22 protein-coding genes are annotated in these 23,558 nt (G+C 67.5%); 9 read left to right on the forward strand and 13 right to left on the reverse strand.

Going from position 1 to position 23,558, the window contains the following annotated elements:
• Nucleotides 1-68: 68 nt before the first annotated feature.
• A complete protein-coding gene (locus tag CVV76_RS17080) occupies nt 69-272 on the forward strand; it encodes a heavy-metal-associated domain-containing protein (RefSeq protein ID WP_102225890.1) in 204 nt (67 codons plus the stop codon).
• 263 nt (nt 273-535) lie between these two features.
• Nucleotides 536-835: a hypothetical protein gene (locus CVV76_RS17085; protein ID WP_102225891.1), complete on the forward strand. Its 300-nt coding sequence runs from the start codon at nt 536-538 to the stop codon at nt 833-835.
• Between the two features lie 61 nt (nt 836-896).
• On the opposite strand, the gene CVV76_RS17090 is transcribed toward CVV76_RS17085, so the two are convergent.
• Nucleotides 897-1,364, reverse strand: coding sequence for a low molecular weight protein-tyrosine-phosphatase (locus CVV76_RS17090; RefSeq protein WP_102225892.1), 468 nt, complete (start codon nt 1,362-1,364; stop codon nt 897-899).
• Nucleotides 1,365-1,391: 27 nt separating this feature from the next.
• Here CVV76_RS17090 and CVV76_RS17095 point away from each other — a divergent pair, with 27 nt between their 5' ends.
• Entirely contained in the window at nt 1,392-2,084 is a 693-nt protein-coding gene (locus CVV76_RS17095) for an NAD-dependent deacylase (RefSeq protein WP_102225893.1), read from the forward strand.
• A gap of 69 nt (nt 2,085-2,153) precedes the next feature.
• The gene (locus tag CVV76_RS17100; protein WP_102225894.1) at nt 2,154-3,317 is read left to right on the forward strand and encodes an alpha-hydroxy acid oxidase; all 1,164 of its coding nucleotides are present in this window, start codon (nt 2,154-2,156) and stop codon (nt 3,315-3,317) included.
• Nucleotides 3,318-3,390: 73 nt separating this feature from the next.
• Here the strand turns inward: CVV76_RS17100 and CVV76_RS17105 are convergent, their stop codons facing one another.
• A complete protein-coding gene (locus tag CVV76_RS17105) occupies nt 3,391-4,602 on the reverse strand; it encodes a citrate synthase family protein (RefSeq protein ID WP_102225972.1) in 1,212 nt (403 codons plus the stop codon).
• A gap of 250 nt (nt 4,603-4,852) precedes the next feature.
• On the opposite strand from CVV76_RS17105, the gene CVV76_RS17110 reads away from it, so the two are divergent.
• Both CVV76_RS17110 and CVV76_RS17115 read left to right on the forward strand, forming a co-directional pair.
• On the forward strand, nt 4,853-6,229 hold the full coding sequence (locus tag CVV76_RS17110; RefSeq protein ID WP_102225895.1) for an MFS transporter: 1,377 nt from the start codon (nt 4,853-4,855) through the stop codon (nt 6,227-6,229).
• A 37-nt stretch (nt 6,230-6,266) separates the two neighbouring features.
• Complete coding sequence (locus CVV76_RS17115; protein ID WP_102225896.1) at nt 6,267-7,241, forward strand: 2-hydroxyacid dehydrogenase; 975 nt, start codon at nt 6,267-6,269, stop codon at nt 7,239-7,241.
• 106 nt (nt 7,242-7,347) lie between these two features.
• On the opposite strand, the gene CVV76_RS17120 is transcribed toward CVV76_RS17115, so the two are convergent.
• The 3 genes from CVV76_RS17120 to araD form a co-directional block, all read right to left on the reverse strand.
• Nucleotides 7,348-8,862, reverse strand: a complete 1,515-nt coding sequence (locus tag CVV76_RS17120; RefSeq protein WP_102225897.1) for an aldehyde dehydrogenase (NADP(+)) — start codon at nt 8,860-8,862, stop codon at nt 7,348-7,350.
• Between the two features lie 67 nt (nt 8,863-8,929).
• Entirely contained in the window at nt 8,930-9,655 is a 726-nt protein-coding gene (locus CVV76_RS17125) for a ribonuclease activity regulator RraA (protein WP_102225898.1), read from the reverse strand.
• Between the two features lie 10 nt (nt 9,656-9,665).
• Nucleotides 9,666-11,399: an L-arabinonate dehydratase gene (gene araD / locus CVV76_RS17130; RefSeq protein WP_102225899.1), complete on the reverse strand. Its 1,734-nt coding sequence runs from the start codon at nt 11,397-11,399 to the stop codon at nt 9,666-9,668.
• A 293-nt stretch (nt 11,400-11,692) separates the two neighbouring features.
• Between araD and CVV76_RS17135 the strand changes: the two genes are divergently transcribed.
• The gene (locus CVV76_RS17135; RefSeq protein ID WP_233192997.1) at nt 11,693-12,340 is read left to right on the forward strand and encodes a GntR family transcriptional regulator; all 648 of its coding nucleotides are present in this window, start codon (nt 11,693-11,695) and stop codon (nt 12,338-12,340) included.
• A gap of 206 nt (nt 12,341-12,546) precedes the next feature.
• On the opposite strand, the gene CVV76_RS17140 is transcribed toward CVV76_RS17135, so the two are convergent.
• From CVV76_RS17140 to CVV76_RS17155, 4 genes are all read right to left on the reverse strand, one after another.
• Complete coding sequence (locus CVV76_RS17140) at nt 12,547-12,873, reverse strand: hypothetical protein (RefSeq protein WP_102225901.1); 327 nt, start codon at nt 12,871-12,873, stop codon at nt 12,547-12,549.
• A 490-nt stretch (nt 12,874-13,363) separates the two neighbouring features.
• A complete protein-coding gene (locus tag CVV76_RS17145) occupies nt 13,364-14,305 on the reverse strand; it encodes an NAD(P)-dependent oxidoreductase (protein ID WP_102225902.1) in 942 nt (313 codons plus the stop codon).
• Nucleotides 14,280-15,365, reverse strand: coding sequence for an isocitrate/isopropylmalate dehydrogenase family protein (locus CVV76_RS17150; RefSeq protein ID WP_102225903.1), 1,086 nt, complete (start codon nt 15,363-15,365; stop codon nt 14,280-14,282). The genes CVV76_RS17145 and CVV76_RS17150 overlap by 26 nt, the downstream gene beginning before the upstream one ends.
• A gap of 152 nt (nt 15,366-15,517) precedes the next feature.
• Entirely contained in the window at nt 15,518-16,723 is a 1,206-nt protein-coding gene (locus CVV76_RS17155) for an iron-containing alcohol dehydrogenase (protein WP_102225904.1), read from the reverse strand.
• Between the two features lie 246 nt (nt 16,724-16,969).
• On the opposite strand from CVV76_RS17155, the gene CVV76_RS17160 reads away from it, so the two are divergent.
• Complete coding sequence (locus CVV76_RS17160) at nt 16,970-18,427, forward strand: aldehyde dehydrogenase family protein (protein ID WP_102225905.1); 1,458 nt, start codon at nt 16,970-16,972, stop codon at nt 18,425-18,427.
• 85 nt (nt 18,428-18,512) lie between these two features.
• On the opposite strand, the gene CVV76_RS17165 is transcribed toward CVV76_RS17160, so the two are convergent.
• The 4 genes from CVV76_RS17165 to CVV76_RS17180 all read right to left on the reverse strand — a co-directional run bounded on the left by CVV76_RS17165 (nt 18,513) and on the right by CVV76_RS17180 (nt 22,401).
• Nucleotides 18,513-19,523, reverse strand: coding sequence for an Ldh family oxidoreductase (locus CVV76_RS17165; RefSeq protein ID WP_102225906.1), 1,011 nt, complete (start codon nt 19,521-19,523; stop codon nt 18,513-18,515).
• A gap of 36 nt (nt 19,524-19,559) precedes the next feature.
• Nucleotides 19,560-20,834 (reverse strand): TRAP transporter large permease, encoded by a 1,275-nt coding sequence (locus CVV76_RS17170; RefSeq protein ID WP_102225907.1) that lies wholly within the window; start codon nt 20,832-20,834, stop codon nt 19,560-19,562.
• Nucleotides 20,831-21,325 (reverse strand): TRAP transporter small permease, encoded by a 495-nt coding sequence (locus tag CVV76_RS17175; RefSeq protein WP_102225908.1) that lies wholly within the window; start codon nt 21,323-21,325, stop codon nt 20,831-20,833. The genes CVV76_RS17170 and CVV76_RS17175 overlap by 4 nt, the downstream gene beginning before the upstream one ends.
• Before the next feature lie 89 nt (nt 21,326-21,414).
• Complete coding sequence (locus CVV76_RS17180; protein WP_233192998.1) at nt 21,415-22,401, reverse strand: TRAP transporter substrate-binding protein; 987 nt, start codon at nt 22,399-22,401, stop codon at nt 21,415-21,417.
• Nucleotides 22,402-22,684: 283 nt separating this feature from the next.
• Here CVV76_RS17180 and CVV76_RS17185 point away from each other — a divergent pair, with 283 nt between their 5' ends.
• Nucleotides 22,685-23,344 (forward strand): GntR family transcriptional regulator, encoded by a 660-nt coding sequence (locus CVV76_RS17185; RefSeq protein ID WP_102225909.1) that lies wholly within the window; start codon nt 22,685-22,687, stop codon nt 23,342-23,344.
• Nucleotides 23,345-23,558 lie beyond the last annotated feature (214 nt).

The raw sequence follows: 23,558 nt of genomic DNA on the forward strand, positions 1-23,558 counted from the left end.
TCCTCCCCCTTGACCTTCCCCCGACTGGAACCCCCATCTGACGGGGGTGCTCACAGAAGGAGGGTCCCATGACCGATCTGACGCTCACCATCCCCGACATGTCCTGCGGCCATTGCAAGGCCGCCGTGGAAGGCGCCGTGACCGGTGCCGATCCGGCCGCCAAGGTCGCCGTCGACCTTGAGACGAAGACCGCCAAGGTGGAAACCGCGCTGGCCCCCGCGCAGGTGCTCGCCGCGCTGAACGAGGCCGGATATCCCGCCACCGCGGCCTGACCCTCCTTTTTCGCACCCGCATGCCGGTCACGGCGCCGGCATGGGAACCGAATGCGGTTCCTCGGCAACAATCCGCCGAGGAACCAGTGTACACCTCATATGCCGATCACACCCTGCCCGACCCGTTGAAATACAAGCGATTCTCGGGCAGGGTGTGTCTATCCGATGACAGCGCCGGGAAATAACGGCACATCACGGCAATGCGATAGGCACGAAACCGCGCACGCCCCCCGAAGGGACGGCGCAAGGCACGAGGCAGTGACATGAAGAAATTCCTTCTCTCGACCGTGGTGGTCTGCGCCACGGCCCCCTCGCTCTATGCTGGGGTCATTTCCAACGCTTGCATCAACTCCGACCGGCCCGCCACGGCGCAGCTGTGCAGCTGCATCCAGCAGGCGGCCGACCTGACGCTCGGCTCCTCCGACCAGCGCCGCGCGGCCTCGTTCTTCCGCGATCCGAACCTTGCCCAGGAAGTGCGCGCCTCCGCCTCGGACCGCGACAACCAGTTCTGGGATCGCTACCACAACTTCGGCCAGACGGCCGAGGCGATGTGCGCAAGCTGATCCGCGCCTGGGGCCCGCCCTTCTGAAACGGCCGAGCGTGTCGGGCCTGCGAGAGGGCCCGTCAGGCCTTGCGCAGCGCTGCGAGGAGGCCGTGCGAGGCTGCCTCGATCAGGTCCAGCGCACCGTCGAAATCGCGCGTGAAATAAGGGTCGGGCACCTCGTCCGGCCCGCCGGGGGCGTAGTCGAGGAACAGGCGCACCGGCGTGTCGTTGCCCGCGGGACGCTGCGCCTCGATATCCGCGAGGTTCTCGCGGTCCATCGCGAGGATCAGGTCGAACCGCCCGAAATCCGCCGCCGTCAGCTTGCGCGCCCGCAGGTCCGAGATGTCATACCCTCGTGCCGCCGCGGCCGCGCGGGCCGGGGCGTAGGGCGGCTTGCCGATATGCCAACTGCCGGTGCCGCAGGAATCGGTCTCCAGCCCTGCGCCGGTCTGCGCGGCCAGCGCCCGGACGACCCCTTCGGCCGACGGCGAGCGGCAGATGTTGCCGAGACAGACGAAGAGGATACGTTGGGGCGTGCCGGAGGTCATGCGGGCGTTGTGTCAGAAAGGGCGGGCATGGAAAAGATCGTTATCCTCACCGGGGCGGGCATCTCGGCCGAAAGCGGGCTGGGGACGTTCCGCGACAAGGACGGATTGTGGACTCGCTACGACCTGAATGACGTGGCCACCCCCGAGGGCTTTGCCCGCAACCCGTCGCTGGTGCACGATTTCTACAATGCACGGCGCGCCAATTGCGCCGAGGCGGATCCGAACGCCGCCCACTACGCCCTTGCGCGGCTGGAGCGCGAGCACCGGGGCGAGGTGCTGATCGTCACCCAGAACGTCGACGACCTGCATGAGCGCGCGGGCGCGTCCGCGGTGATCCACATGCACGGAGAGCTGCGCCGCGCGCTGTGCGCCGCCTGTGGGCACCGCTGGAACGCCCCGGCGGTGATGCGCGCCGCCGATCCCTGTCCCGCCTGCGGACGTGCGGCGACGCGGCCCGACATCGTCTGGTTCGGCGAATTCCCCTACCGGATGGAACGGATCGACCGTGCGCTGGGGGCGGCAGATCTCTTCGTTGCGATCGGCACCTCGGGCAATGTCTATCCCGCCGCCGGATTCGTGCGCGAGGCCCGGGCGATGGGGGCGATGACGCTTGAACTGACCCTTGACCCGTCCGACTCCGCGACCGATTTCCACGAGGCCCGCCACGGCACGGCGACCGAGCTGGTGCCCGCCTGGGTGGACGAGATCCTGGCGTGCTGACCGTCAAGCTTGCCTCGGGCGATGCAGATTGGTAACCCGACTTTACCAATTCCCGTGAAAGGGCCCGTCATGGCTGTCATCACCACCGTCGCTGACCTCAAGCGCCTGCACCGCCGCCGGACGCCGAAGATGTTCTACGACTATTGCGAAAGCGGCAGCTACACCGAGCAGACCTTTCGCGACAATTCCGACGATTACGCGAAGATCCGGCTGCGCCAGAAGGTGGCGGTGGACATGTCGGGGCGCACCACCGCCTCGACCATGATCGGGCGCGACGTCACGATGCCCGTGGCGCTGTCGCCCGTGGGGCTGTGCGGCATGCAATGCGCGGACGGCGAGATCAAGGCGGCCCGGGCGGCGGAACGCTTCGGTGTGCCCTTCACCTTGTCGACGATGTCGATCTGCTCGATCGAGGATGTCGCGGCGCACACGACCAAGCCGTTCTGGTTTCAGCTCTATGTCATGCGCGACTGGGATTTCGTCGAACGCATCCTGAACCGCGCCAAGGAGGCCGGCTGCGACGCGCTGGTGTTGACGCTCGATCTGCAGATCCTGGGACAGCGCCACAAGGACCTCAAGAACGGCCTGTCGGCGCCGCCAAAATTCACCCTGCCGACGATGATCGACCTCGCCACCAAGTGGCGCTGGGGCATGGGCATGCTGGGCACCAAGCGGCGGTTCTTCGGCAACATCGTCGGGCATGCCAAGGGGGTCGGGGATACCTCGTCACTGGGCAGCTGGACGAACGAGCAGTTCGACCCCCAGCTCGACTGGTCCAAGATCGCGCGGATCCGCGACATGTGGGGCGGCAAGCTGATCCTCAAGGGCGTGCTGGACGAAGAGGATGCCAGGATCTGCGCCGATTTCGGGGCCGATGCCCTGATCGTGTCGAACCACGGCGGGCGCCAGCTTGACGGCGCGCTGTCGTCGATCCGCATGTTGCCGCGCATTCTGCGTGCGGTGGACGACAAGATCGAGGTGCATGTCGACAGCGGCATCCGCACGGGCCAGGACGTGCTGAAGGCGCTGGCGCTCGGGGCGCACGGCACCTTCATCGGCCGCGCCTACCTGCACGGCCTGGGTGCGATGGGAGAGGCCGGCGTGACGAAGACGCTGGAGATCCTGCAAAAGGAGCTCGACGTCACCATGGCGCTCTGCGGAGAGCGCGACGTCAAGGCGCTGAGCCGCGAGAACCTTCTGGTCCCCGAGGATTTCGAGGGCCGCTGGGCCTGACCGGGCGGCGAAAGCGGCTGACCCCGCGCCCGGGCGCGTCGCCGGGCGGGAGGTGGTGGCCGCAACTGGGCGCTCACGGCGAATCGTTGGGGATGCCGGTTTCGGCGATCTCGGTTTCGGCGATCTCGGTCTCGACAATGCCGGGGCCGATGTAGGTGGCCCGCGGCCGCAGGAGCGAGCCCGAGGTGATCTGTTCGATCGCATGTGCCATCCAGCCGGCGGAGCGTGCGATCGCAAACAGCGCAAAGGCCGACCCTTCGGGCAGATCGCTGTGCGAGGCGAGGGCGGCCAGCGCCACGTCGATCGTCGGCTCCAGCGCCGCCACCGACCGGACATGCGCGATCAGCGCCGCGATCTCGGGCGGCGGGTCAAAGCGGGATAGCAATTCCGCCGCGCGGGGGTCGCCCTCGGGGTACAGCTTGTGGCCAAAGCCAGGCAGGGGGGCCGCGGTCGCGCTCCACCTGCGCAGCGCGGCCTCGGGGCCGATCCGCTGCGCATCCTCGACCAGGGCCTGCACCCGCACCGTCGCGTCGCCATGAAGCGGCCCTGATAGCGCCGCGAACCCCGCCACTGCCGCCGCCCCGAGCGATGCCCCGGTAGAGGCGGTCACCCGTGCAGCGAAGGCCGAGCTGGTAAGTTCCTGATCCGCCAGCTGCACCAGCGTGCGGCGCAGAAGATCGGCCGCCTCGGGCCGGCCCCAGGCCTGCGCGAGCGCGTCGTGCATCGGCAGCGCAGGGTCGAGCCCGGGCACGAGGTTGGCGGCGAGTGTGCCCACCAGCGCTGCCGCCTCGCGCAGCATCGCCGCCGGTGACAGCGTGTGGGCCGGCATGCCCGACGCGGCGCGCAGCCCCAGCGCGATATAGGCGCGGTGCCGCGGGCCTGGCGCCGGCTCGGCGATGGCGATGGCGCTGTCGCCGGGGGGCTGTTCCGCCCCGAAATCCGGCGGCGCGGGGCTTTCCCACAGAAGGGCCGCCGCTTCCTCGAAATTCGCGTGGCGCGACATCAAAACGGCATCCTCGCCCCGGTAGTACAGCCGCCCGTGCACGATTGTGGAAATCCGCGTCTCGATGATCGGTTCGCCCCAGGCCATGGTGCTGGAGGCGATGCGCTGGCGCGCGCGGCCGGTGTCGCGGCGTGCCAGAAGCTCGGCGATATCCTCGCCGCGGTAGAGGTTGCGGCGCGTGCCGTCCGACGCCGGGCGCACGCCGATGAGCTTGCGGCTGACATAGGCATACAGCGTCTGCTGGCGGACCCCCAGCGCCTCGATCGCTTCCTCGCGTGTCATCCAGCCCTTCATGGCGATCCTGACCGATCTATAGTTGATTGCATCAATCAATATTGACGCAATATTGCCCAGGCATCAAGTTTTCATCCGAGCATCGAGGAGGAGTTCGATGTCTCGCCTTCGCGGCCCCGCCGGCAGGTGCGCCGCCTTTTGACGAGGCCGCCGCGCCACCCCTCGGGCCCCCCGCTCGCCGGGGCAGTCAGGGCAGGCGGGGCAACCGGGGCTTCGCGCGCTATTCAGGGAGGAAAGCATGACGATCGAGACGCATGACGCGGGCCACGGCACCGCGACGGTCAGCGGCAAAAGCCGCCCCGCCACAAGCCGGGCCCGGCACTACGTTCTGGCATTGATACTGCTGGTCGCGACCGTCGCCTATGCCGACCGTTCGATCCTCTCGATTGCGGCGCCGGGCATCAAGAAGGAGTTCGGGCTGAGCGCGGTCCAGCTTGGCTACGTGCTGTCGGCGTTCAGCTGGGCCTATGTCGTCAGCCAGATCCCCGGCGGGCTGCTGCTGGACCGGTTCGGGACCAAGAGGGTCTATGGATCCTCGCTGATCCTGTGGTCGCTGGCGACCATCGCCGTGGGCTTCGTCGGCGGCATCACCAGCGATCTGACGATGGCGATCGGCCTTCTGTTCCTGCTGCGCTTTCTGCTGGGCGCGATCGAGGCGCCCAGCTTTCCGGCCAATGCGCGCGTCGTCGTGACCTGGTTCCCCGAGCAGGAGCGCGGGCTTGCCACCGCGCTCTTCGCCTCGGCCTCGTATTTCGCGGTGGCGATCTTCTCGCCCTTCGCCGGCTGGCTCGATTCGCTGGCGGGCTGGCCCGCGCCGTTCTTCGCGCTTGGCGCGATCGGGTTGGTCTGTGCGGTGGTCTGGATCTTCTACATGCGCCCGCCGACGGATCACCCCGGCGTCTCGAAGGCCGAGCTTGAGCGCATGGTTGCGGGCGGCGCCATGGTCGACATCGACAACCGCAGAGGCCTGTCGAAGCCGCGCCCGTTCTCCTGGCCGCTGCTGGGCAAGCTGTTGTCGAGCCGGATGCTGTGGTGCGCCTATATCGGCCAGTATTGCGGCATCGCGCTGAGCTATTTCTTCATCACCTGGTTCCCGATCTACCTGGTGCAATCGCGCGGCATGAACGTGATGGAGGCGGGCTTTTCCACCGTGCTGCCGGCGCTGGCGGGGTTCCTGGGCGGCGTTACGGGCGGCGCCGTTTCCGACGCGCTGATCCGCCACGGGTGGAGCGTGTCGCGGGCGCGCAAGACGCCCTACGTCGTGGGCATGCTGGTGGGGTGCTGCCTGGTGCTGGCGGCCTTCACCTCCAGCAACGTGCTGGTCGTGGCGCTGATGACGCTGGCCTTCTTCGGAAAGGGCGTGGCGGTCGGCGCGGGCACCTGGGCCGTGGTCAGCGACACCGCGCCGAAGGAGGCGGTGGGCCTTGCGGGCGCAGTGTTCAACTGCATCGGCAACGTCGGCGGGATCATCACGCCGATCGCCTTCGGCTATATCGTCCAGGCGACAGGGGGCTATACCGTGGGCCTCTACTTCGTCGCCGCGCACTGCCTTCTGGCCGCGATCGTCTATCTCTTCGTGATGGGTGACATCACCCGCGTGCCGTCCCAAGCCTGAGCGCCTGCCGCGCCGGGTGACTACCAAGGAGATCCCCATGCAAGACAGACCCAAGATCCTGAACGCGGCGGTGCTGCCCGACACGACCGTGGCGGAGCTGGGTCGGCTGTTCGACCGGCTGGACCTGCCCAAGGATCCCGAGGCGGCGCGTGCCTTTCTCCAGGCCCGGGGCAAGGGCGTGCGGGGGGTCGCGCTGCGCAAGACCCGGATCGACGCGGCCTTCCTCGACCTCATCCCGGATGTCGAGATCATCTCGAGCTACAGCGCGGGCCTCGACAATGTCGACGTGGCCGAGGTCGCGGCACGGGGGATCGCGCTGAAGAACACGTCGCACATCCTGGCGGAGGACGTGGCCAACACCGCGCTCGGTCTCGCGCTGGCGGTGACGCGGGATCTGACCGGGGCAGACCGCTACGTCCGCGGCGGGCGCTGGCCCGAAGGCGGGCATTACCCGCTGGGCCGCTCGGTCAGCCACATGCGGGTGGGGATCGTCGCCCTCGGGTCGATCGGGGCGGCGGTGGCGCGACGGCTGGCCGCCCTCGGCAGCGAGGTGGTCTATTACGGGCCGCGCCGCAAGCCGGTGGCACTTCCCTATTACGACGACCTGGTCAGGATGGCGGCCGATTGCGACATGCTGATCCTGACCTGTCCGCTGTCCGAGGCGACGCATCACCTTGTCGACGGGCGGGTGCTGCGGGCGCTGGGGCCGCGTGGCTATCTCGTCAATATCGCCCGCGGGCCGGTGGTGGACGAGGCGGCGCTGATCGACGTGCTTGCCGGGCCGGGCCTTGCCGGGGCCGCGCTCGACGTGTTCGAGCATGAGCCGGAGGTGCCGCAGGCGCTTCGCGACGATCCGCGACTGGTGCTGACGCCGCATATCGGTTCGGCCACCGAGGAGACGCGGCAGGGGATGGCGGATTTCGTCGTCGACAGCCTCGCCGCGCATTTCGACCTGAACGCCCCCGAACGCAAGGCCCGCATGGCCAGACCCGCCAGCGCCGCGGCGGGCTGAGTTCCCCGGGGCGACCCCGGCACGTCCGCCCCCTCGCCGTTCTGTCGGACGAATGAAAGGGGCCGCCCCGGTGGGGGCGGCCCGAACCTGTCGCGCAGTGGGATGGTCAGAGCGCGAGGTCGCCTTCCACCAGCGCCTTGGGCAGGTTCTGGTAGGAGACCGGCCGCAGGAAGCGGCGGATCGCCAGCGTGCCGACCGAGGTCGCGCCGAAGTTGGTGCTGGCCGGGTAGGGCCCGCCGTGGACCATGGAATCGACCACTTCCACACCGGTCGGGAAGCCATTCACCAGCAGCCGCCCGGCCTTGCGTTCCAGCACCGGCAGAAGTTTCCGGGCAAGGTCGGTGTCGCCGTCGTCCATGTGGATCGTCGTGGTCAGCTGCCCTTCGAAACCGCGGGCGAACCCGGGCATGTCTTCGCCCGACCCGATCCGCACCACCAGCCCGAGGGGGCCGAAGACCTCCTCGCTCAGCGTGTGGTCCTCGAGGAAGGCCTCGGCCGCGACCTCGTAGAGGTTGGGTGACGCGGTCCGGCCCTCGCTCTCGGTCGTCATCACCGGGCGGACGGAGTTGCGGCTGTCAAACCGCGCCTTGCCGTCGCGATAGGCCTTGGCGATACCCTGGGTCAGCATGACCTGTGGGCCGGTGTTGCGCAGCGCGGTGGCGGTGGCCTCGACGAAGGCGTCGCCCTCGGCGCCTTCGGGCACCACGGCGATACCGGGGTTGGTGCAGAACTGCCCCGCACCCATCGCCAGCGACGCGGCCCAGCCGGCGCCCAGCTCATGCGCGCGGGCCTTGAGCGCCGCGGGCAGCAGGAACATAGGGTTGACCGAGCCCAGCTCGCCGAAGAACGGGATCGGCTCGGGCCGGGCGGCGCAAAGGTCGAACAGCGCGCGCCCACCGCCGAGCGACCCGGTGAAGCCCACCGCCTTGATGAACGGGTGGGTCACCAGCGCCTCGCCGACCTTGCGGTTGCCGCCCTGTATCAGAGAGAAGACACCCGGGTGCAGCTTGCAGCGCCCAATCGCGGCATGGATCGCCTCGGCGATGATCTCGCCGGTGCCGGGGTGGGCAGAGTGACCCTTGACCACGACCGGGCAACCCGCCGCCAGAGCTGCCGCGGTGTCGCCGCCGGCGGTGGAGAAGGCGAGCGGGAAGTTGGAGGCGCCGAACACCGCGACCGGGCCGATCGGGCGTTCCATCATGCGGATCTCGGGGCGCGGCGGGGTGCGGTCGGTCAGCGCGCCGTCGGTGCGCCGGTCAAGGTACTTGCCGTCGCGGATGTGCTGGGCGAACAGGCGCAGCTGGCCGCAGGTGCGGCCGCGCTCGCCCTCCAGCCGGCCCTTGGGCAGGCCGCTTTCCGAGGTGCCGATCGCGGTCACATCGTCACCGCGCGCCTCGATCTCGTCGGCGATCGTCTCGAGGAAGATCGCGCGCTCCTCGCGGCTGGTATAACCGTAGGTCCAGAAGGCCTCTTCGGCGGCGGTGGCGGCTTGGGCCACCAGCTCGGGCGTGCCGACCGAGAACGGATGGGCCGTGCCCTCCGCAGGGTCCGAAATGAAGGTGGTTTCGCTGGCAACCCACTTGCCGGCGATCAGGTGTTTTCCGTGGGGGGTGAAGGTCATAGTTCCAGCTCCTTTAAGGGGGGACGGAGAGGGGGGGGCACGGAGGCGCCCGCCGTCGCGTCAGCGCCTAGCGGTTGTTGGCCTTGCGCCAGGCTTCATACTTGTCGAGGTTCTCCTGCCTGGTCGGTGGGTAGAGGCCGATGATCGTGGCGCCCTCGGCGACCTGCTCGATCACGAAATCCTCGTAGCTTTCCATGCCGGTGCATTCATCGGCCAGCTCGTCGGCGAGATGCGCGGGCACCACGATCACGCCGTCGCCATCGCCCACGATCACGTCGCCCGGAAACACCGCGGCATCACCGCAGGCGATCGGGCCGTTGATCTCGATCGCCTCATGCAGCGTCAGGTTGGTGGGCGCCGAGGGGCGCTGAAAATACGCGGGCATGCCGATGGCGGCGATCCCCGCCGCGTCGCGAAAACCGCCGTCCGTCACCACGCCGGCGCCGCCACGCTTGGCCAGCCGCTGGATCAGGATCGACCCGGCCGAAGCTGCGCGCGCATCCTTGCGGGCATCCATCACCATGACATGGCCGGGGGGGCATTGTTCCATCGCCACGCGCTGCGGATGCTCGGGGTTGCGGAACACCTCGATCTGGTTGCGGTCCTCGCGCGCGGGGATGTAGCGCAGGGTGAAGGCCTGGCCCACCATGTTCTCGGTCACCGGCGCCACGGGGACGGAGCCCTGGATCACCTGGTTGCGCAGCCCGCGCTTGAACATCGCGGTTGCCAGCGACGCGGTGGAAACCTTCTTCAGCTTGTCGCGTGTGGCGTCGCTCATGACATAGTCGGACATCGTTTTCTCCTCAGAAGATGTCGGGTTCGCCCGGGTTGGGCCCATAGCTGGTTTGCAGGAAGTCGAAGTCGCAGCCCTCGTCGGCCTGGGTGACGTGCTTGGAGAACATCACCCCCCAGCCGCGGCCGAAGCGGGGTGCGGGGGCGATCCAGGCCGCCTTGCGCGCCGCGATCTCGTCCTCGTCCACCAGCATGTCGAGGCGTCGCGCCGCCAGGTCGAGGCGCACGGTATCGCCGTTGCGCAAAAGCGCCAGCGGCCCGCCGACATAGGCCTCGGGCGCCACGTGCAGGACGCAGGCGCCGTAAGACGTCCCCGACATCCGCGCGTCGGAGATGCGCAGCATGTCGCGATGCCCCTGCTTGATCAGCGCCTTGGGGATCGGCAGCATCCCCCATTCGGGAAAGCCCGGGCCGCCGAGGGGACCCGCATTGCGCAGCACCATCACCGTGTCGGGGGTGATCTCCAGATCCTCGTCATCCACCGCCTTCTTCATCTCGGGGTAGCTGTCGAAGACCAGCGCCGGGCCCTCGTGGGTGTAGTATTTCGGGTCGCAGGCCGCGGGTTTGATCACCGCGCCATCGGGGCAGAGGTTGCCGCGCAGAACCGCCAGCGATCCCTCGTGATAGACCGGGTTCGACAGCGGTCGGATCACGTCGTCGTTGTAGACGACCGCGTCGGCGATCCCCTCGCCCAGCGGCTTGCCGGTGACGGTGAGGCAGGAGGTATCCAGCCGGTCGCCCAACTGCTTCATCAGCGCCCGCAGACCGCCGGCATAGTAGAAATCCTCCATCAGGTAATCCTTGCCGGAGGGGCGGACATTGGCGATCAGCGGCGTCTCTCGCCCCAGCTGGTCGAGCGTGTCGAGATCCAGCTGCACGCCCGCGCGCCGCGCCATGGCGATCAGGTGGACGACCGCGTTGGTGGAACAGCCCGTCGCCATGGCCACGATGGCCGCGTTGCGCACTGCGGCCTCGGTGATGATCTTGCCGGGGGTCAGGTCCTCCCACACCATCTCGACGATCCGTCGCCCGCAGGCCGAGGACATCCGGTTGTGGTTGGCATCGACCGCCGGGATCGACGAGGCGCCGGGCAGCGTGAGCCCCATCGCATCGGCGATCGCCGTCATGGTCGAGGCGGTACCCATGGTCATGCAGGTCCCGGCAGAACGGGCGATGCCGCCCTGCACGCCCTGCCAATCCTCGTCGCTGAACTTGCCCGCGCGCCGCTCGTCCCAGTATTTCCAGGCGTCCGAGCCGGAGCCGAGCGTCTTGCCCGCGTAGTTCCCGCGCAGCATCGGCCCGGCGGGGAGGTAGATCATCGGCACGCCCGCGCTGACCGCCCCCAGCACAAGGCCGGGGGTGGTCTTGTCGCAGCCACCCATCAGCACCACGCCATCAAGAGGGTGCGAGCGGATCACCTCCTCCGTCTCCATCGCCAGCATGTTGCGGTAGAGCATCGAGGTCGGCTTGGTGTTGCTCTCATCCACCGACATCACCGGCATCTCGACCGCGAAGCCGCCGGCCTGCGCCACGCCGCGCTTCACGTCCTTCACCCGCTCTGGGAAATGCGAATGACAGGTGTTCAGCTCGGACCAGGTGCTCAGCACGCCGATCACCGGCTTGTCGCGGAACTCCTCCTCGGCATAGCCCAGCTGCATCATCCGCGACCGGTGGCCGAAGCTGCGCAGGTCGTCGGGGCCGAACCAGCGGGCCGACCTCAGGTCGGCGGGCGTCTTGCGTGTCATCCTGTCATCCTTCGAAGGCAAAGCCTGTCCGTGCGGCCCGGTCCGCCACGGCCGGAGGGTCCCGCGGCGCGACCTCGTGTCGGGGCGGGGCCGGGCGGGGCCGCCGGCTTTGGGGTTTCCTTGCAGAAACGGTGGGGAGACCGCTGCCGCTTGGGCTAAACGACTAATATATTAGTTGGTGACTGACAAGGTTGCGTTAGAACAACTCATGCACTTTTGAGAGGATCAGGATGCCGACGTCGCCGAACGCCCCCGACTATGGAATGCCCCCGCAACGGGGAGAGGGCCGCCGGATGCCGGTGTCGTTCATGATTCACAGGGCGCTGCGGGCGCAGATCGTCGACATGCAGCTGCGCCCGGGCGCAAGCTTGAACCGGCAGCAGATCGCCGACCACTACCGTGTCAGCCAGTCACCGGTACGCGACGCGTTCCTGCGGCTGGAGTCGGAGGGGCTGATCGACATTTTTCCGCAGTCGCGTACGCTGGTCGCGCCGATCGACATAGATCAGGCGCGCGAGACGCAGTTCCTGCGCCTGGGGCTGGAGCTGGAGGTCTGCCGCAGCCTCGCACGGCGTGGCGATGCCGGGGCGCTGGCAGAGGCGCGAAACATCTCCGCGCTTCAGAAGGTGGCGCTGGAACAAAACGACCTTAGCCGCTTCTCCCGCCTCGACTGGGAGTTCCACCACGCGCTTTATGCCGCGGCGGGCTATCCCCAGCTGTGGGACATGATCTCGGCCAGGTCCGGTCACATCGACCGGCTGCGCCAGCTCAACCTGCCGGACCCGGGCAAGCCGGCGGCCGTGCTCGATTACCACGAACGGATCCTGGAACGCATTGCGGCGGGGGATGATGCAGGGTGCGAACGCGCGGTGCGCGAGCACCTGTCAGGCACGCTGGGCGCGGTCGAGGATATCCGCGACCGCCACCCCGAGTTCTTCTGAACCACCGGGGCGGGTGGCAGGCATCCAGGGCGCCTCTTGTCGCATCTCGGGGGGGGCAGCCTTGCCCCATGGCCGCGGGCGATCCACATTCGGTGGAAGGCCCTGCGGAGATCCCTTCGCCGGGGCGGCAAAGGGACGTGAGGTCAATGGCGGTGCATGCGGCCCCGGGGTTTGGGCATCGGGGCCGCCGCGCCGCCGCGGGCGGATCAGCTCTTGCCTTCGCCCGAGATCACGGCCGGCACCTGGTACGACCCGTTGGCATGCAGCCAGACGCCCGCGTTGCCGTTGGAGCGGGCCTTGGCGTCACCCGAAAGCGTGCCCATCGGCACGGTGTCGTTCTGGCCCGCAACCTCGGTGTAGGGCACGATGCCATCGCCGTCCGCCGGAACGTAGGGCCCGGTGTCGTGCTGTTTCGCAACCGTGATCACCTGAACCGGAGCAGCCGTCGGCCCCGTCAGGGTCGCGGCACCGGCAAGGGCCGGAGCCGTCAGCAGAAGGGCACAGGTAAGCGCGGCGATCTTAGAGCTATTCATAACTTCCTCGTTCTTTGAAGACGCCGCCTTGCAAGTCGGGGGGAGCGGCGTCCCGTCATTTTGCGAGGCTCTCCCGAGGCCTCTCGGGCTGGATATATAGACTGAACGGTTCAGTGCGATATTCCGAGCTGCACAATGCGTGTGCGCCTGCTGCGTGGACTTGCGGCATCATTGCGCAAGGCGTGTATGGGCAGCGGTTTTCGCGTGGCCGCGACGGCGGATCACTCTCGCCGGATCACGCGCGTACACGCGAATTTCATATGGGAACAATGGTTTGGCGCCTGCCAGGGCGCGCCTCGGGCAGGCGATCGTGTCCATTTTCTCAGGTCGTGCCGGGGGCGGTTCGGATGGCAAGCAATCCCGAGTCGCGTTTGAGGCAGTGACGTTCGCATCGGGCCCAACATGGCCCGGCCCGACGGCGCAAAGCGCGGGGAGCCTGGGTTTCCGCCCCTCGGTCGGGCGGATGGGGGCGCCTGCCCCATCCGGCGCCCTATTCCGGCTTGGTCTCGCGGAAAAGGGTCGGGCCTTCGACGATGAACGACGCCTGCCGGCCGGCGTTCATCAGGGCCTCCAGAGCGCCCAGGGCCCCCTCGGCCGTCGACCTGGCGCAACCGAGGTCACGCGCCATCGCGGTGTAGTACGAAAGATCCTTGTGGGCGTTTGCGACCGAGAACTTCATCTTCGACGGGTCCCGGTCGAGGATGTAGGGGCCCACGCGATCAAGGGCGGCGCCGTAACCGCCGCCCTTGGTCAGCACGTCCACCAGGACGTCAGGCGCGATGCCGCCCTCCGCCGCGCAGGCCGCCGCCTCGCCAAGCAGCGTGGCGAAGCCGAGGGAGACGAAGTTGTGCAGAAGCTTCAGCTTGTGGCCCGAGCCCGCGGGCCCGGCATAGAACCGGTTTTCCGAGAAGCATTCGAGCAGGGGCAGGGCGGCCTCGTAAGTGTCGCTGTCGCCCCCGATCAGCAGGTTCAGGCGCCCCTGTGCCGCCTCGAGCGGCGTCCGGGTCATCGGCGCGTCCAGAAACCGCGCGCCGGCCGCCATGGCCTTCTCTGCTAGCCGCTCGGTCGAGCTTGGGATCGCGGTCGAACAGTCGATGACGATCATGCCGGGCCGGAGCGCTGCCAGCATGCCGTCGGGGCCAAGCAGCACCTCCTCGACCTGCGGCGTGCCGTTCACGCACAAAAGGATGATGTCGCTGTCGCGCGCCAGATCCTGTCGATCGGCCACGCCGGCGCCGCCAAGCGCGACAAGATCCTCCACCGGCTGATTGCCGGGGTGCTCCAGAAAGCGCAGGGTCCAGCCCTTGCGCAGGATGTTCAGCGCGATGCCATGGCCCATCAGCCCCACACCGACAATGCCAACCGTCTTGTCGCTCATGTCGTCTCCTCCCTCATCCGGCCAGCGGTCAACCAAGCGCCCGGCAGATCGCATCTGTCATCTCGGTGCATCCCGCCGTGCCGCCCAGATCCCGGGGCACGGCCGCGCCCTGGGCCAGAACCTTGTCGACGGCTCCGTCGATGCGCGCCGCAGCCTCGGAAAGTGTTGCATCGCCATGCCGGTCCGACAACCAGCGCAGCATCATCGTGGCTGACAGGATCGTGGCCAGCGGGCTTGCCACGTCCTGGCCCGCGATATCGGGGGCCGATCCGTGGGCGCCCTGGAACAGCGCCTGATTGTCGCCGATCTCGCCCGACGGCGAGATGCCCATGCCCCCCACCGTGGTCGCGCCGAGGTCCGAGATGATATCGCCGAACATGTTCTCGGCGACGATCACGTCGTAGAAGTCCGGGCGCTTGATCAGGTGAACGGTGATCGCGTCGGCATAGGCGTAGTCGATCTCGACATCCGGGTAATCCGCCGCGACCTCGTCGCAGACGCCCCGGAAGAACGCGTAGCTGCGCAGGATGTTGGCCTTGTCGCAGACCGTCACGCGGCGCTTGCCGTCGCGCGGGGCGCCGTTGCGCTTGCGCGACAGGTCGAACGCAAAGCGCGCGACCCGCTCCGTCCCCTTGCGGGTCACCATCAGGGTATCGGTCGCAACCTCGCCACGCAGCAGGACACCGGCCCCGCGGCTGGCATAGAGACCCTCGGTGTTCTCGCGGATGATGACATAGTCGATGCCGCCCTCCTCGAATGCGCGCAGGGGCGATGTCACCCCGGACAAAAGCTTCACCGGGCGCACGTTGGCATAGAGGTCGAGACGGAAGCGAAGCTGGAGATGCAGTTCGTTGCCCACCTCGGTGCCGTCGGGATAGGTCACGCCGGGCAGGCCCGCCGCCCCGTGCAGCACCGCGTCGAGATCGCGGCAAGCGGTGAACGTGTCTTCGGGCAGCACCTCGCCGGACTTGCGATAATGCGCGGCGCCGCCGTCGAGCATCTCGAAATGCAGGGCGTCGCGGCCAAGGGCCGCCTGCAGCACCTTGACCGTCGCGTCGGTCACCTCGGGTCCGATGCCGTCGCCGGCGATGGTTGCGATCTTGTAGTGCGTCACCTTCCGCTCCTCGCGCGTTTTGCCATCACCCGTCGGTGGCGATGTATTTTGCTTCCGTGAATTCGGGCATGCCGTGATGCGCCCTCTCGCGCCCCGGCCTGCTTGCTTGACGCCGCCGAAGGGCGCCGTGGGTCGCTCCTCTTGATCTTCAGTCAGGACGGGACAAGCGCGGCTCGGATCAGCCTGGCCACCGCCGCGGCGCTCAGTTCCCGGGGGTTGTTCTCGACAAGGCGGGCGGCGTTCATTGCATTCTCGGCCGCCCAGTCGATGCGATCCTCGGGCATGCCGATCGCGCCAAGGTCGGGGGGCATGCCGATCGTCCGGAACAGCTCGCGCACGGCGGAGATCGCGTCACTTGCGGTGTTGCCGGCGCCGATGGCCTTCGCGACCTCGGCATAGGCTTCGGGTGCGGCTTCGGCGTTGTATTCCATCGTGTAGGGAAGCAATACGCCCACCCCGAGCCCGTGGGCCGTATGTGTCAGCGCGCCGATCGGGTACTGGATGGCATGCGCCGCCGCGGTTCCTGCCGTGGCGAACGCGAGGCCCGCAAGCGTCGACGCCAGCATGATTGCGCTTCGGGCCTCCAGGTCGCTTCCGTCCGCGACGGCACGGGGCAGCCAGTCGAAGATCAGCCGGATCGCCGCCAGCGCGTGGTGATCGCTCAGCACGTTCTTGCCCACGAACACGCGGGTCATGGCGATTTCTGGATCGGGCTTGCGGCGGATGGCGCAGAACGCCTCGATTGCATGGGCCAGGGCATCGGCCCCCGAGGCCGCGGTCAGCCCGAGAGGGCAGCTCAGCGTCAGCTCCGGGTCGCAGATCGCCGTATGCGGGATCAGCTCGGGGCTGGAGATGCCGACCTTCATGGCCCGGTCGGGATCCGCGACGACCGCAACGGGCGTCACCTCCGATCCGGTGCCCGAGGTCGTGGGCACCGCGATGACGGGTCGTATGGGGCCCGGCACCTTGAATTCGCCGTAGTACCGCGACAGCGGTCCCTCGTGGCTCAGCGACAGGCTGACCAGCTTGGCAAGGTCGAGGCAGCTTCCGCCGCCCAGCCCGACGATCACCTGCGGGTCGAAGGCCGCATGCTGCGCGACGCAGGCGCCGATGTTTCCAAGCGGCAACTCCGCCTCGGTGTCCGAAAAGACCCGGGCGTCCAGTCCCGCCGCCTTCATCCGGGCAAGGATATCCGCCATTTCCGGCAGTTCGGCAAAGCGCGCGTCGGTGCAGATCAGCACGCGGGCCCCAAGAGTCCGTGACCCAAGCGTACGGGCTGCGGCGGCAAGGGCGTGGCGCTGCCCCACCCCGAACAGGATGCGGGCCGGCGCACGCATGACGCCGAGGTCGAAATTCATAGGCTGTCCTCCCTGCCGCCGGATCCGTCTGCCGGTGCGCTGCGCTCTCCCTCGCGGCGACCGGATCAGGCACGTCAAACTTCCTATTGACGATCCGATATGATATCTGATTAATCGACACCAAAGTTGATCGTCAAGCGTTATTCTTGACGGGGCAGGGGGCGGCGCAGGGGCTGTCTTCCTGACCGGCCAAAGCCCGAGGTGCGGCGCTGAAGCTGCCCGACCGCTCAATACCGTGGAGGAGACATGAAACTTCGAGACCTGTGGTTCGACCCGAGCCATCTTTATATCGGCGGCACTTGGCGCCCGGCTGCGGGCGGCGACACGATCGGCGTCACCGACCCCTCGACGGGCGAGGAAATCACCCGCATTGCCAGAGGCTTGCCCGAAGATGTCGATGCCGCCGTCGCGGCAGCCCATGAGGCCTTCGCGGGGGAGTGGGGGGCCCTTGACGCGGCCGAGCGCGGGCGGCTTATGATGCGGCTGAGCGAGCTGGTGAAGGCGCGCGGCGACACGCTTGCGATGCTCGAATGCCTCGATGTCGGCAAGCCGCTGAACCAGTGCCACGGCGACGTGAAGCAATTGGCCCGCTATCTGGAATTCTATGCCGGGGCGGCGGACAAGCTGCACGGCGAGACGATTCCCTACCAGCGCGGATACACCGTCATGACGCTGCGCGAGCCGCATGGCGTCACCGGCCATATCGTGCCGTGGAACTATCCGATGCAGATCGTCGGCCGCTCGATCGGGGCCTCGCTTGCGGCGGGCAATGCCTGCGTGCTTAAACCGGCCGAGGATGCCTCGCTCAGCTCCCTCGCGCTGGCCTCGCTGGTCGAGGAGGCGGGCTTTCCCAAGGGGGCCTATAACGTCGTGACGGGTTTCGGCGGCGAGGTGGGGGCGGCACTGTCCGAACATCCCGGGCTGCACCACGTGTCCTTCACCGGGTCGGTCGGCGTGGGCCGCATGATCCAGACGGCGGCGGCAAAGAACGTGGTGCCGGTGACCCTCGAACTCGGGGGGAAGTCGCCGCATATCGTGTTCGATGACGTCGATCTCGACGATGCGCTGCCGACGCTCGTGGGGGCCTGCATGCAGGCCGCGGGTCAGACCTGTTCGGCCGCGTCGCGGGTGCTGGTGCAGCGCGGCGTGTACGAAGAGGTGGTGCGCCGCATGGCGGCGATCTACGAGACGATGGTCGCCGGTCCGGCACCCGACAACCACAACCTCGGGCCGCTGGTTTCGGCCAAGCAGAAGCAGACGGTCGAGGGCTACATCGCCAAGGGCGGAGACCTGACGATCGCCGCACGCGGCAAGATCGCCGACACCGCGCCCAAGGGCGGGTTCTATGTCCGGCCGACGCTCTTCCGCGACGTGGATCCCGACCATCCGCTGGCGCAGGAGGAAATCTTTGGCCCGGTTCAGGTGGTGATCCCGTTCGAGGACGAGGCCGATGCGATCCGCATCGCCAACGGCACCGAATACGGTCTGGTCGCCGGGATCTGGACACGTGACGGCGGCCGCCAGATGCGTCTGGCGCGAAAGCTCGACGTGGGACAGGTCTTCGTCAACAACTACGGTGCCGGCGGCGGGGTGGAACTTCCCTTCGGTGGCGTGGGCAAGTCGGGCCACGGGCGCGAAAAGGGGTTCGAGGCGCTTTATGCCTTCACCCGGCTTAAGACGATCGTCCTGCGTCACGGCGACTGAGGCCTGAGACCGAGGTATTCCAGGGGCCGCTTTGTCTGCAGGGCGGCCCTTTCCCGTGGCCTCGGCTTTCGGGGGGCGCGCGGGATCAGACGGCGGCATGGCCACAGATCGACTCCCATATCTGGCGGGGCAGGGTGAATTCCACCGCGTGCGGCGCGTCGGGCGCGTCCGGGCGGTCGCCGGGGACGCGCACCGGTTTCCCGGGGTCCAACGGCGCCGAGGCGCGGATCTGATCGAGATAGAGGGACAGCGCACCGGCCATCCGGCCATTGGGTTCCAGCACGATGAAAAGGTCGCCCTTGTTGGCGGGGATCTTGGAATCCAGCGTGCCGCGCACCGCATCCCCCAGCGCGCAGCCGGTCAGCGCACCGACGAGGAGTTCAAACCCCAGGCCGAGCGCATATCCCTTGGCCTCGCCAAAGGGCGCGATGGCCCCGGATTTCGCCGCCGTGGCGTCCGTTGTCGGATCGCCCGCAGCGTCAAGCGCCCAGCCGGCCGGGATCGGGGCGCCGCGGTTGGCGTGGTCGTGGATCTTGCCCATCGACACGCGGGAGGTCGCGAGATCGACGACAAAGGGCCGGTCGGCGGTGGGCACCCCGATCGTCACCGGGTTGGTGCCGATCATTGCCCGGCGCCCGCCCCAGGGATGCACCAGCGCCTCGGACAGCGTGAACCCAAGAAGCACCTTGCCGCGCGCCGCCACCCGCCGCGCGTAGAAGGCAAGCGCCCCGAGGTGGTCGCAGTTGCGGATCGCCGCCGCGGCGATCCCGGTCTCGCCCACACGCGCGCAGATCGCATCAAGGGCTGCGATCGCCACCACCGGGCCAAGACCCTGCTGGCCGTCGACATCCACAAGGGAGGTGCCGCGCCAGCTCAGGGCGCCCGAGGCGGCCGGATCGGTCGCGCCGTTCGCGATCCGCTCGAGGATCCGGGGCAGGCGCAAAAGGCCGTGCGACGCGACACCCAGCGTCTCGGCCTCGACCAGCAACGCGACCTGGGTCTCGGCGCTGGCCTCCGGCACACCGGCATTGCGCAGCGCGATCTTTGCGCGCTGTGCGGCCTCGGCGGCGGTAACCCGAACGGATGCCGTGGTCATGTCTCCTCCCTCCCCCCTCGACGGGGCCCGGGGCCGCTACAGCCCCGAGGCATGCAGCGACATCGAGATCGCCGGGACGTAGGTGATGATCAGCACCAGAACGATCACCGTGGTCACCGGCAGCAGCAGCGACTTGAACATCCGCTGGACGGGAATGTCTGCCACCGCCGCCGCGGCGAAAAGGTTCACGCCGAGCGGCGGGGTGATCATCCCAAGCGCCAGGTTGACCACGAAGATCACGCCGAAATGGACCGGATCGACGCCGTAATGCACGGCGATCGGGGTGAGGATCGGCGCAAGGACGAGGATCGCCGCGCTCGTCTCGACGAACATGCCCACGAAGAACAGCAGTACGTTGACGAAGAGCAGGAAGCTCATCGACCCGCTGAAGCTGTGATCCGCCCAGGTGCCGATCAGGTTGGGCAGGCCGGACAGGCTTACCAGGAACGAAAACACCCCGGCGGCCCCGATGATCAGCATGATCACCCCGGTCGACACGCTGGCGGCGCGAAAGATCTGGGGCAGGTCGCGCAGCCGGATCTCACGGTAGACGAAGAGTCCGACGAACAGCGCGTAGACGACGGAAACCGCCGCGGCCTCGGTGGGCGTGAACACCCCGCCATAGATGCCGCCAAGGATGATGACGGGCAGCATCAGCGCCCAGAACGCCTCAAGGAAGCTTTTCATCAGGGGCATCCGCTCTTCTCCGTCGCGCTTGCCGGCGCCGGTCACGCGGCACCAGATCTGCACGAGGATCACGAGCGACAGCGCGATCAGAAGGCCCGGCACGATCCCCGCCACGAAAAGCTGGGTGACCGAGGTCTCGGTTGAGACGGCGTAGATGATCATCGGCACCGACGGCGGGATGATCACGCCAAGCTCGGCCGAGGTCGCCTGGATCGTGGCGGCCATCGCGACCGGATAGCCGTGGCGCGTCATCGCCGGGATCAGGATCGACCCGATCGCGAAGGTGGTGGCAACCGACGACCCCGAGATCGCCGCAAAGATCATGCAGGCAATCACGCAGGTCGAGGCAAGCCCGCCCTGCATCCCGCCCACCACCGACTTGCAGAAATCGACCAGCCGCCGCGACACACCGCCGTGGGTCATCAGGTTGCCGGCAAGGATGAAGAACGGCACCGCGAGCAGTGGAAAGCTGTCGAGGCTGGTAAAGATCTTCTGCGGCACCACCAGAAGCGGCAGATGCGAGAAGAAGGTGACCCCGAACATCGCCGCAAGGCCGATCGAGACGGCCACCGGCACCGAGAGCGCGAAGAAGACGAGAAGCGAGGCGACAAGCGCGATATTCATTCGACCAGGTCCTCTTGCGGTGCATCGACCGGTTTGAGCTGGGCCAGCAGAACCCCGGGGATCGCCAGAAGGGCACCCACCGGGATCGCGGCATAAAAGAGGGACATGCGCACGCCGAGCATCGGCACCTGCTGGCCGTTGACGCGGATCGCCATCTCGGTGCCCTTCCAGACCAGAACCCCGAGAAAGACGAGGGTAAGCGCGGTCACCACCCACATCACCACGTTCCGGGCATTGGGCGGCAGGATCGAGCGCAGGAATTCCAGCGGGATCATGAGGCCCATCCGGAATCCCGCGCCACAGACAAGGAAGACCATCCAGACCACGACGCCCCGCGCGACGAGTTCGGTCCAGGTCGCCGAGTCGCCGAAGATGAAGCGCGTCACGACCTGATAGAAGACGAGGACGGCCCCGACGGCCAGCAGCAGCGCGGCAATGTTGTGGGTTGTCTTGATCAGCAGTTCGCTGGCGGCGTGTATGCCCCTTCGCATGGCCTTGCTCCCTTATCGGCCTTTGAACCGCGCTGGCGCGCAGCCGGTGACGGGCGCGAGGGAAATCCCCCGCGCCCGGGCGTCAGGCATTACTGCTCTTGTGCCTTGCGGATCTTTTCGACCAGGTCGGTGACGCCGAACTTCTTGGCGTATTCGGTGTAGGCCGGTTCCATCGCCTTGGCGAAGGCCGCCTTGTCGACATGTTCCACCACCTGCATGCCGTGGGATTTCATCGTGGCGATGCCGTCGGCCACGGTCTTGTCGACCCAGGCGCGGTCGGCCTTGACCGCCGCAGTGGCGGCATCGCGCACCCAGCCTTGTTCATCCTGCGACAGCGAATCCCAGGTGATCTTGGACATCACGATGAGGGCGGGCGAATAGACGTGGTCGGTCATCGACACGTATTTCTGCGATTCCCAAAGCTTGTTGGACACGATGATCGGGATCGGGTTTTCCTGCCCGTCGATCGTGCCCTGCTGCAGCGCGGTGATCACCTCGGTCCAACTCATCGGCGTGGGGGCGGCGCCGACGGCCTTGAACGCGGCGATATGGACCTGGTTCTCCATCGTGCGCACCTTCAGACCCTTCAGATCCTCGGGCGTCTTGATCGGGTGGACCGAGTTGGTCAGCTCGCGAAAGCCGTTCTCGCCCCAGGCGAGGCCGACGAGGCCGACCTTGTCGAACTTGCCCAGAAGATCCTGACCGATCGGGCCGTCCAGAATCTTGCGCGCGCTTGCGGTGTCCTTGAACAGGTAGGGGAAGTCGAGCGCGTAGATGTCGGGAACGAAGTTGCCGACCGGCCCGGTCGAGGTGATCGCGGCGTCGATCGTGCCGATCTGCATGCCCTCGAGCACCTCACGCTCACCGCCGAGCGCGCCGCCCGGAGAGATATTCACGGTCAGCTTGCCGCCGGATTCCGTTTTCAGGGTTTCGGCGAAGGCCTTGGCCGCCGCACCGTAATGCGACTCGAGCGGCGGGGTCAGTGCAAAGCTGAGCGTCCGTGCCCAGGTCGTGCCGCCGTACATCGTGCCGACCGCAAGCACCGCCCCGGTGGTAATCGCTTTCAGAAAACTCATGTGGTTCCTCCCTATGTTGAGCTTGTTCGTTTCCAGTTCCGGGGCGGCCTGCGCTCCTCCTGCGCCGTGGCCGCACCTTTCTTTGTCACGCGATCAGGTCGCGAAGGCTTTACCTCATATATCCGATACGATATGATATTGATCTATTGGTTCCGCTATCCCTGTGTCAAGCTGTCCCTCCTCTTGCCGCGGGGGTGGGCTGACGGGGAGAGGGGTAACGGAGAAGAGCATGTCGAGAAAAGCACTCCGCCAAGGTGTTGCGACCGTCCCGGAAGAACGCCCGATGTTCGCTAGCCGCACGTCCCTGGGTGACGAGATCTACGAGGTTCTGCTGGCGGACCTGATCTCGCTCAGGATCCCGCCGGGAGAACGCCTTTCGATCGACGCCCTCGTGCGCCAGTTCGGCGTCTCCCAGACGCCGATCCGCGCCGCGTTGATCAGGCTGGAAGCCGAAGGCCTTGTCACGAAGAAGCACAACGCCGGTTACAGCGTCACTGCCCTGCCGTCGGGCAAGCGCTTTGCGGACATCTACGCATTCCGCCTTTTGGTTGAGCCGGCAATGGCCGCAGGGGCCGCGAGCAACACCTCGGAGCGTCTCGTCGCCGAGCTTGAAAAGCTCGAACAGTCGATGCTTGATCTGACGCGCCAGAACACCGAGGCGAGCTATCCCAAGTTCGCCCAGCTTGACGCGGCCTATCACCAGGCGATCGCGGATGCCTGCGGCAACGAGGTGATCGAAGAGGCGCTCAGCCGGCTCTACACCCACATGCACCTGTTCCGCCTGCGCTATCATTCGACGGTCGCGGAAGAGGCGGTGAAAGAGCATCTCAAGATCACCGCCGCGATCAGGGATGGCGATGCCGATGCGGCCGAAGCCGCGATGCGCGCCCATATCGAAGAGTCGCGAAAGCGGATGCGCCCGTTCTACAAGGTCCTGCGCTAGCGCCTTTCCGCGCCGGCACCCTGCGCCGCCCTTTCTCATTCCGGCCTTGCCCACTCCGGGTCGCCACGTCCGTGCGGTCCGGTGCACCGATGCCGCATCGGTCAGGCCGGCGCGGGCCGTCGCGTGTGGCCATGCCCTTCCCGTCTCCATCCGGTCTGAAAGCGTCTCGCTGGTGCCCAAGGTCAGCGCCTCCCCTCGCTTGACATGATCATCA

This window comes from Acidimangrovimonas sediminis, assembly GCF_002871005.1.
In the GTDB taxonomy this organism is placed as follows: domain Bacteria; phylum Pseudomonadota; class Alphaproteobacteria; order Rhodobacterales; family Rhodobacteraceae; genus Acidimangrovimonas; species Acidimangrovimonas sediminis.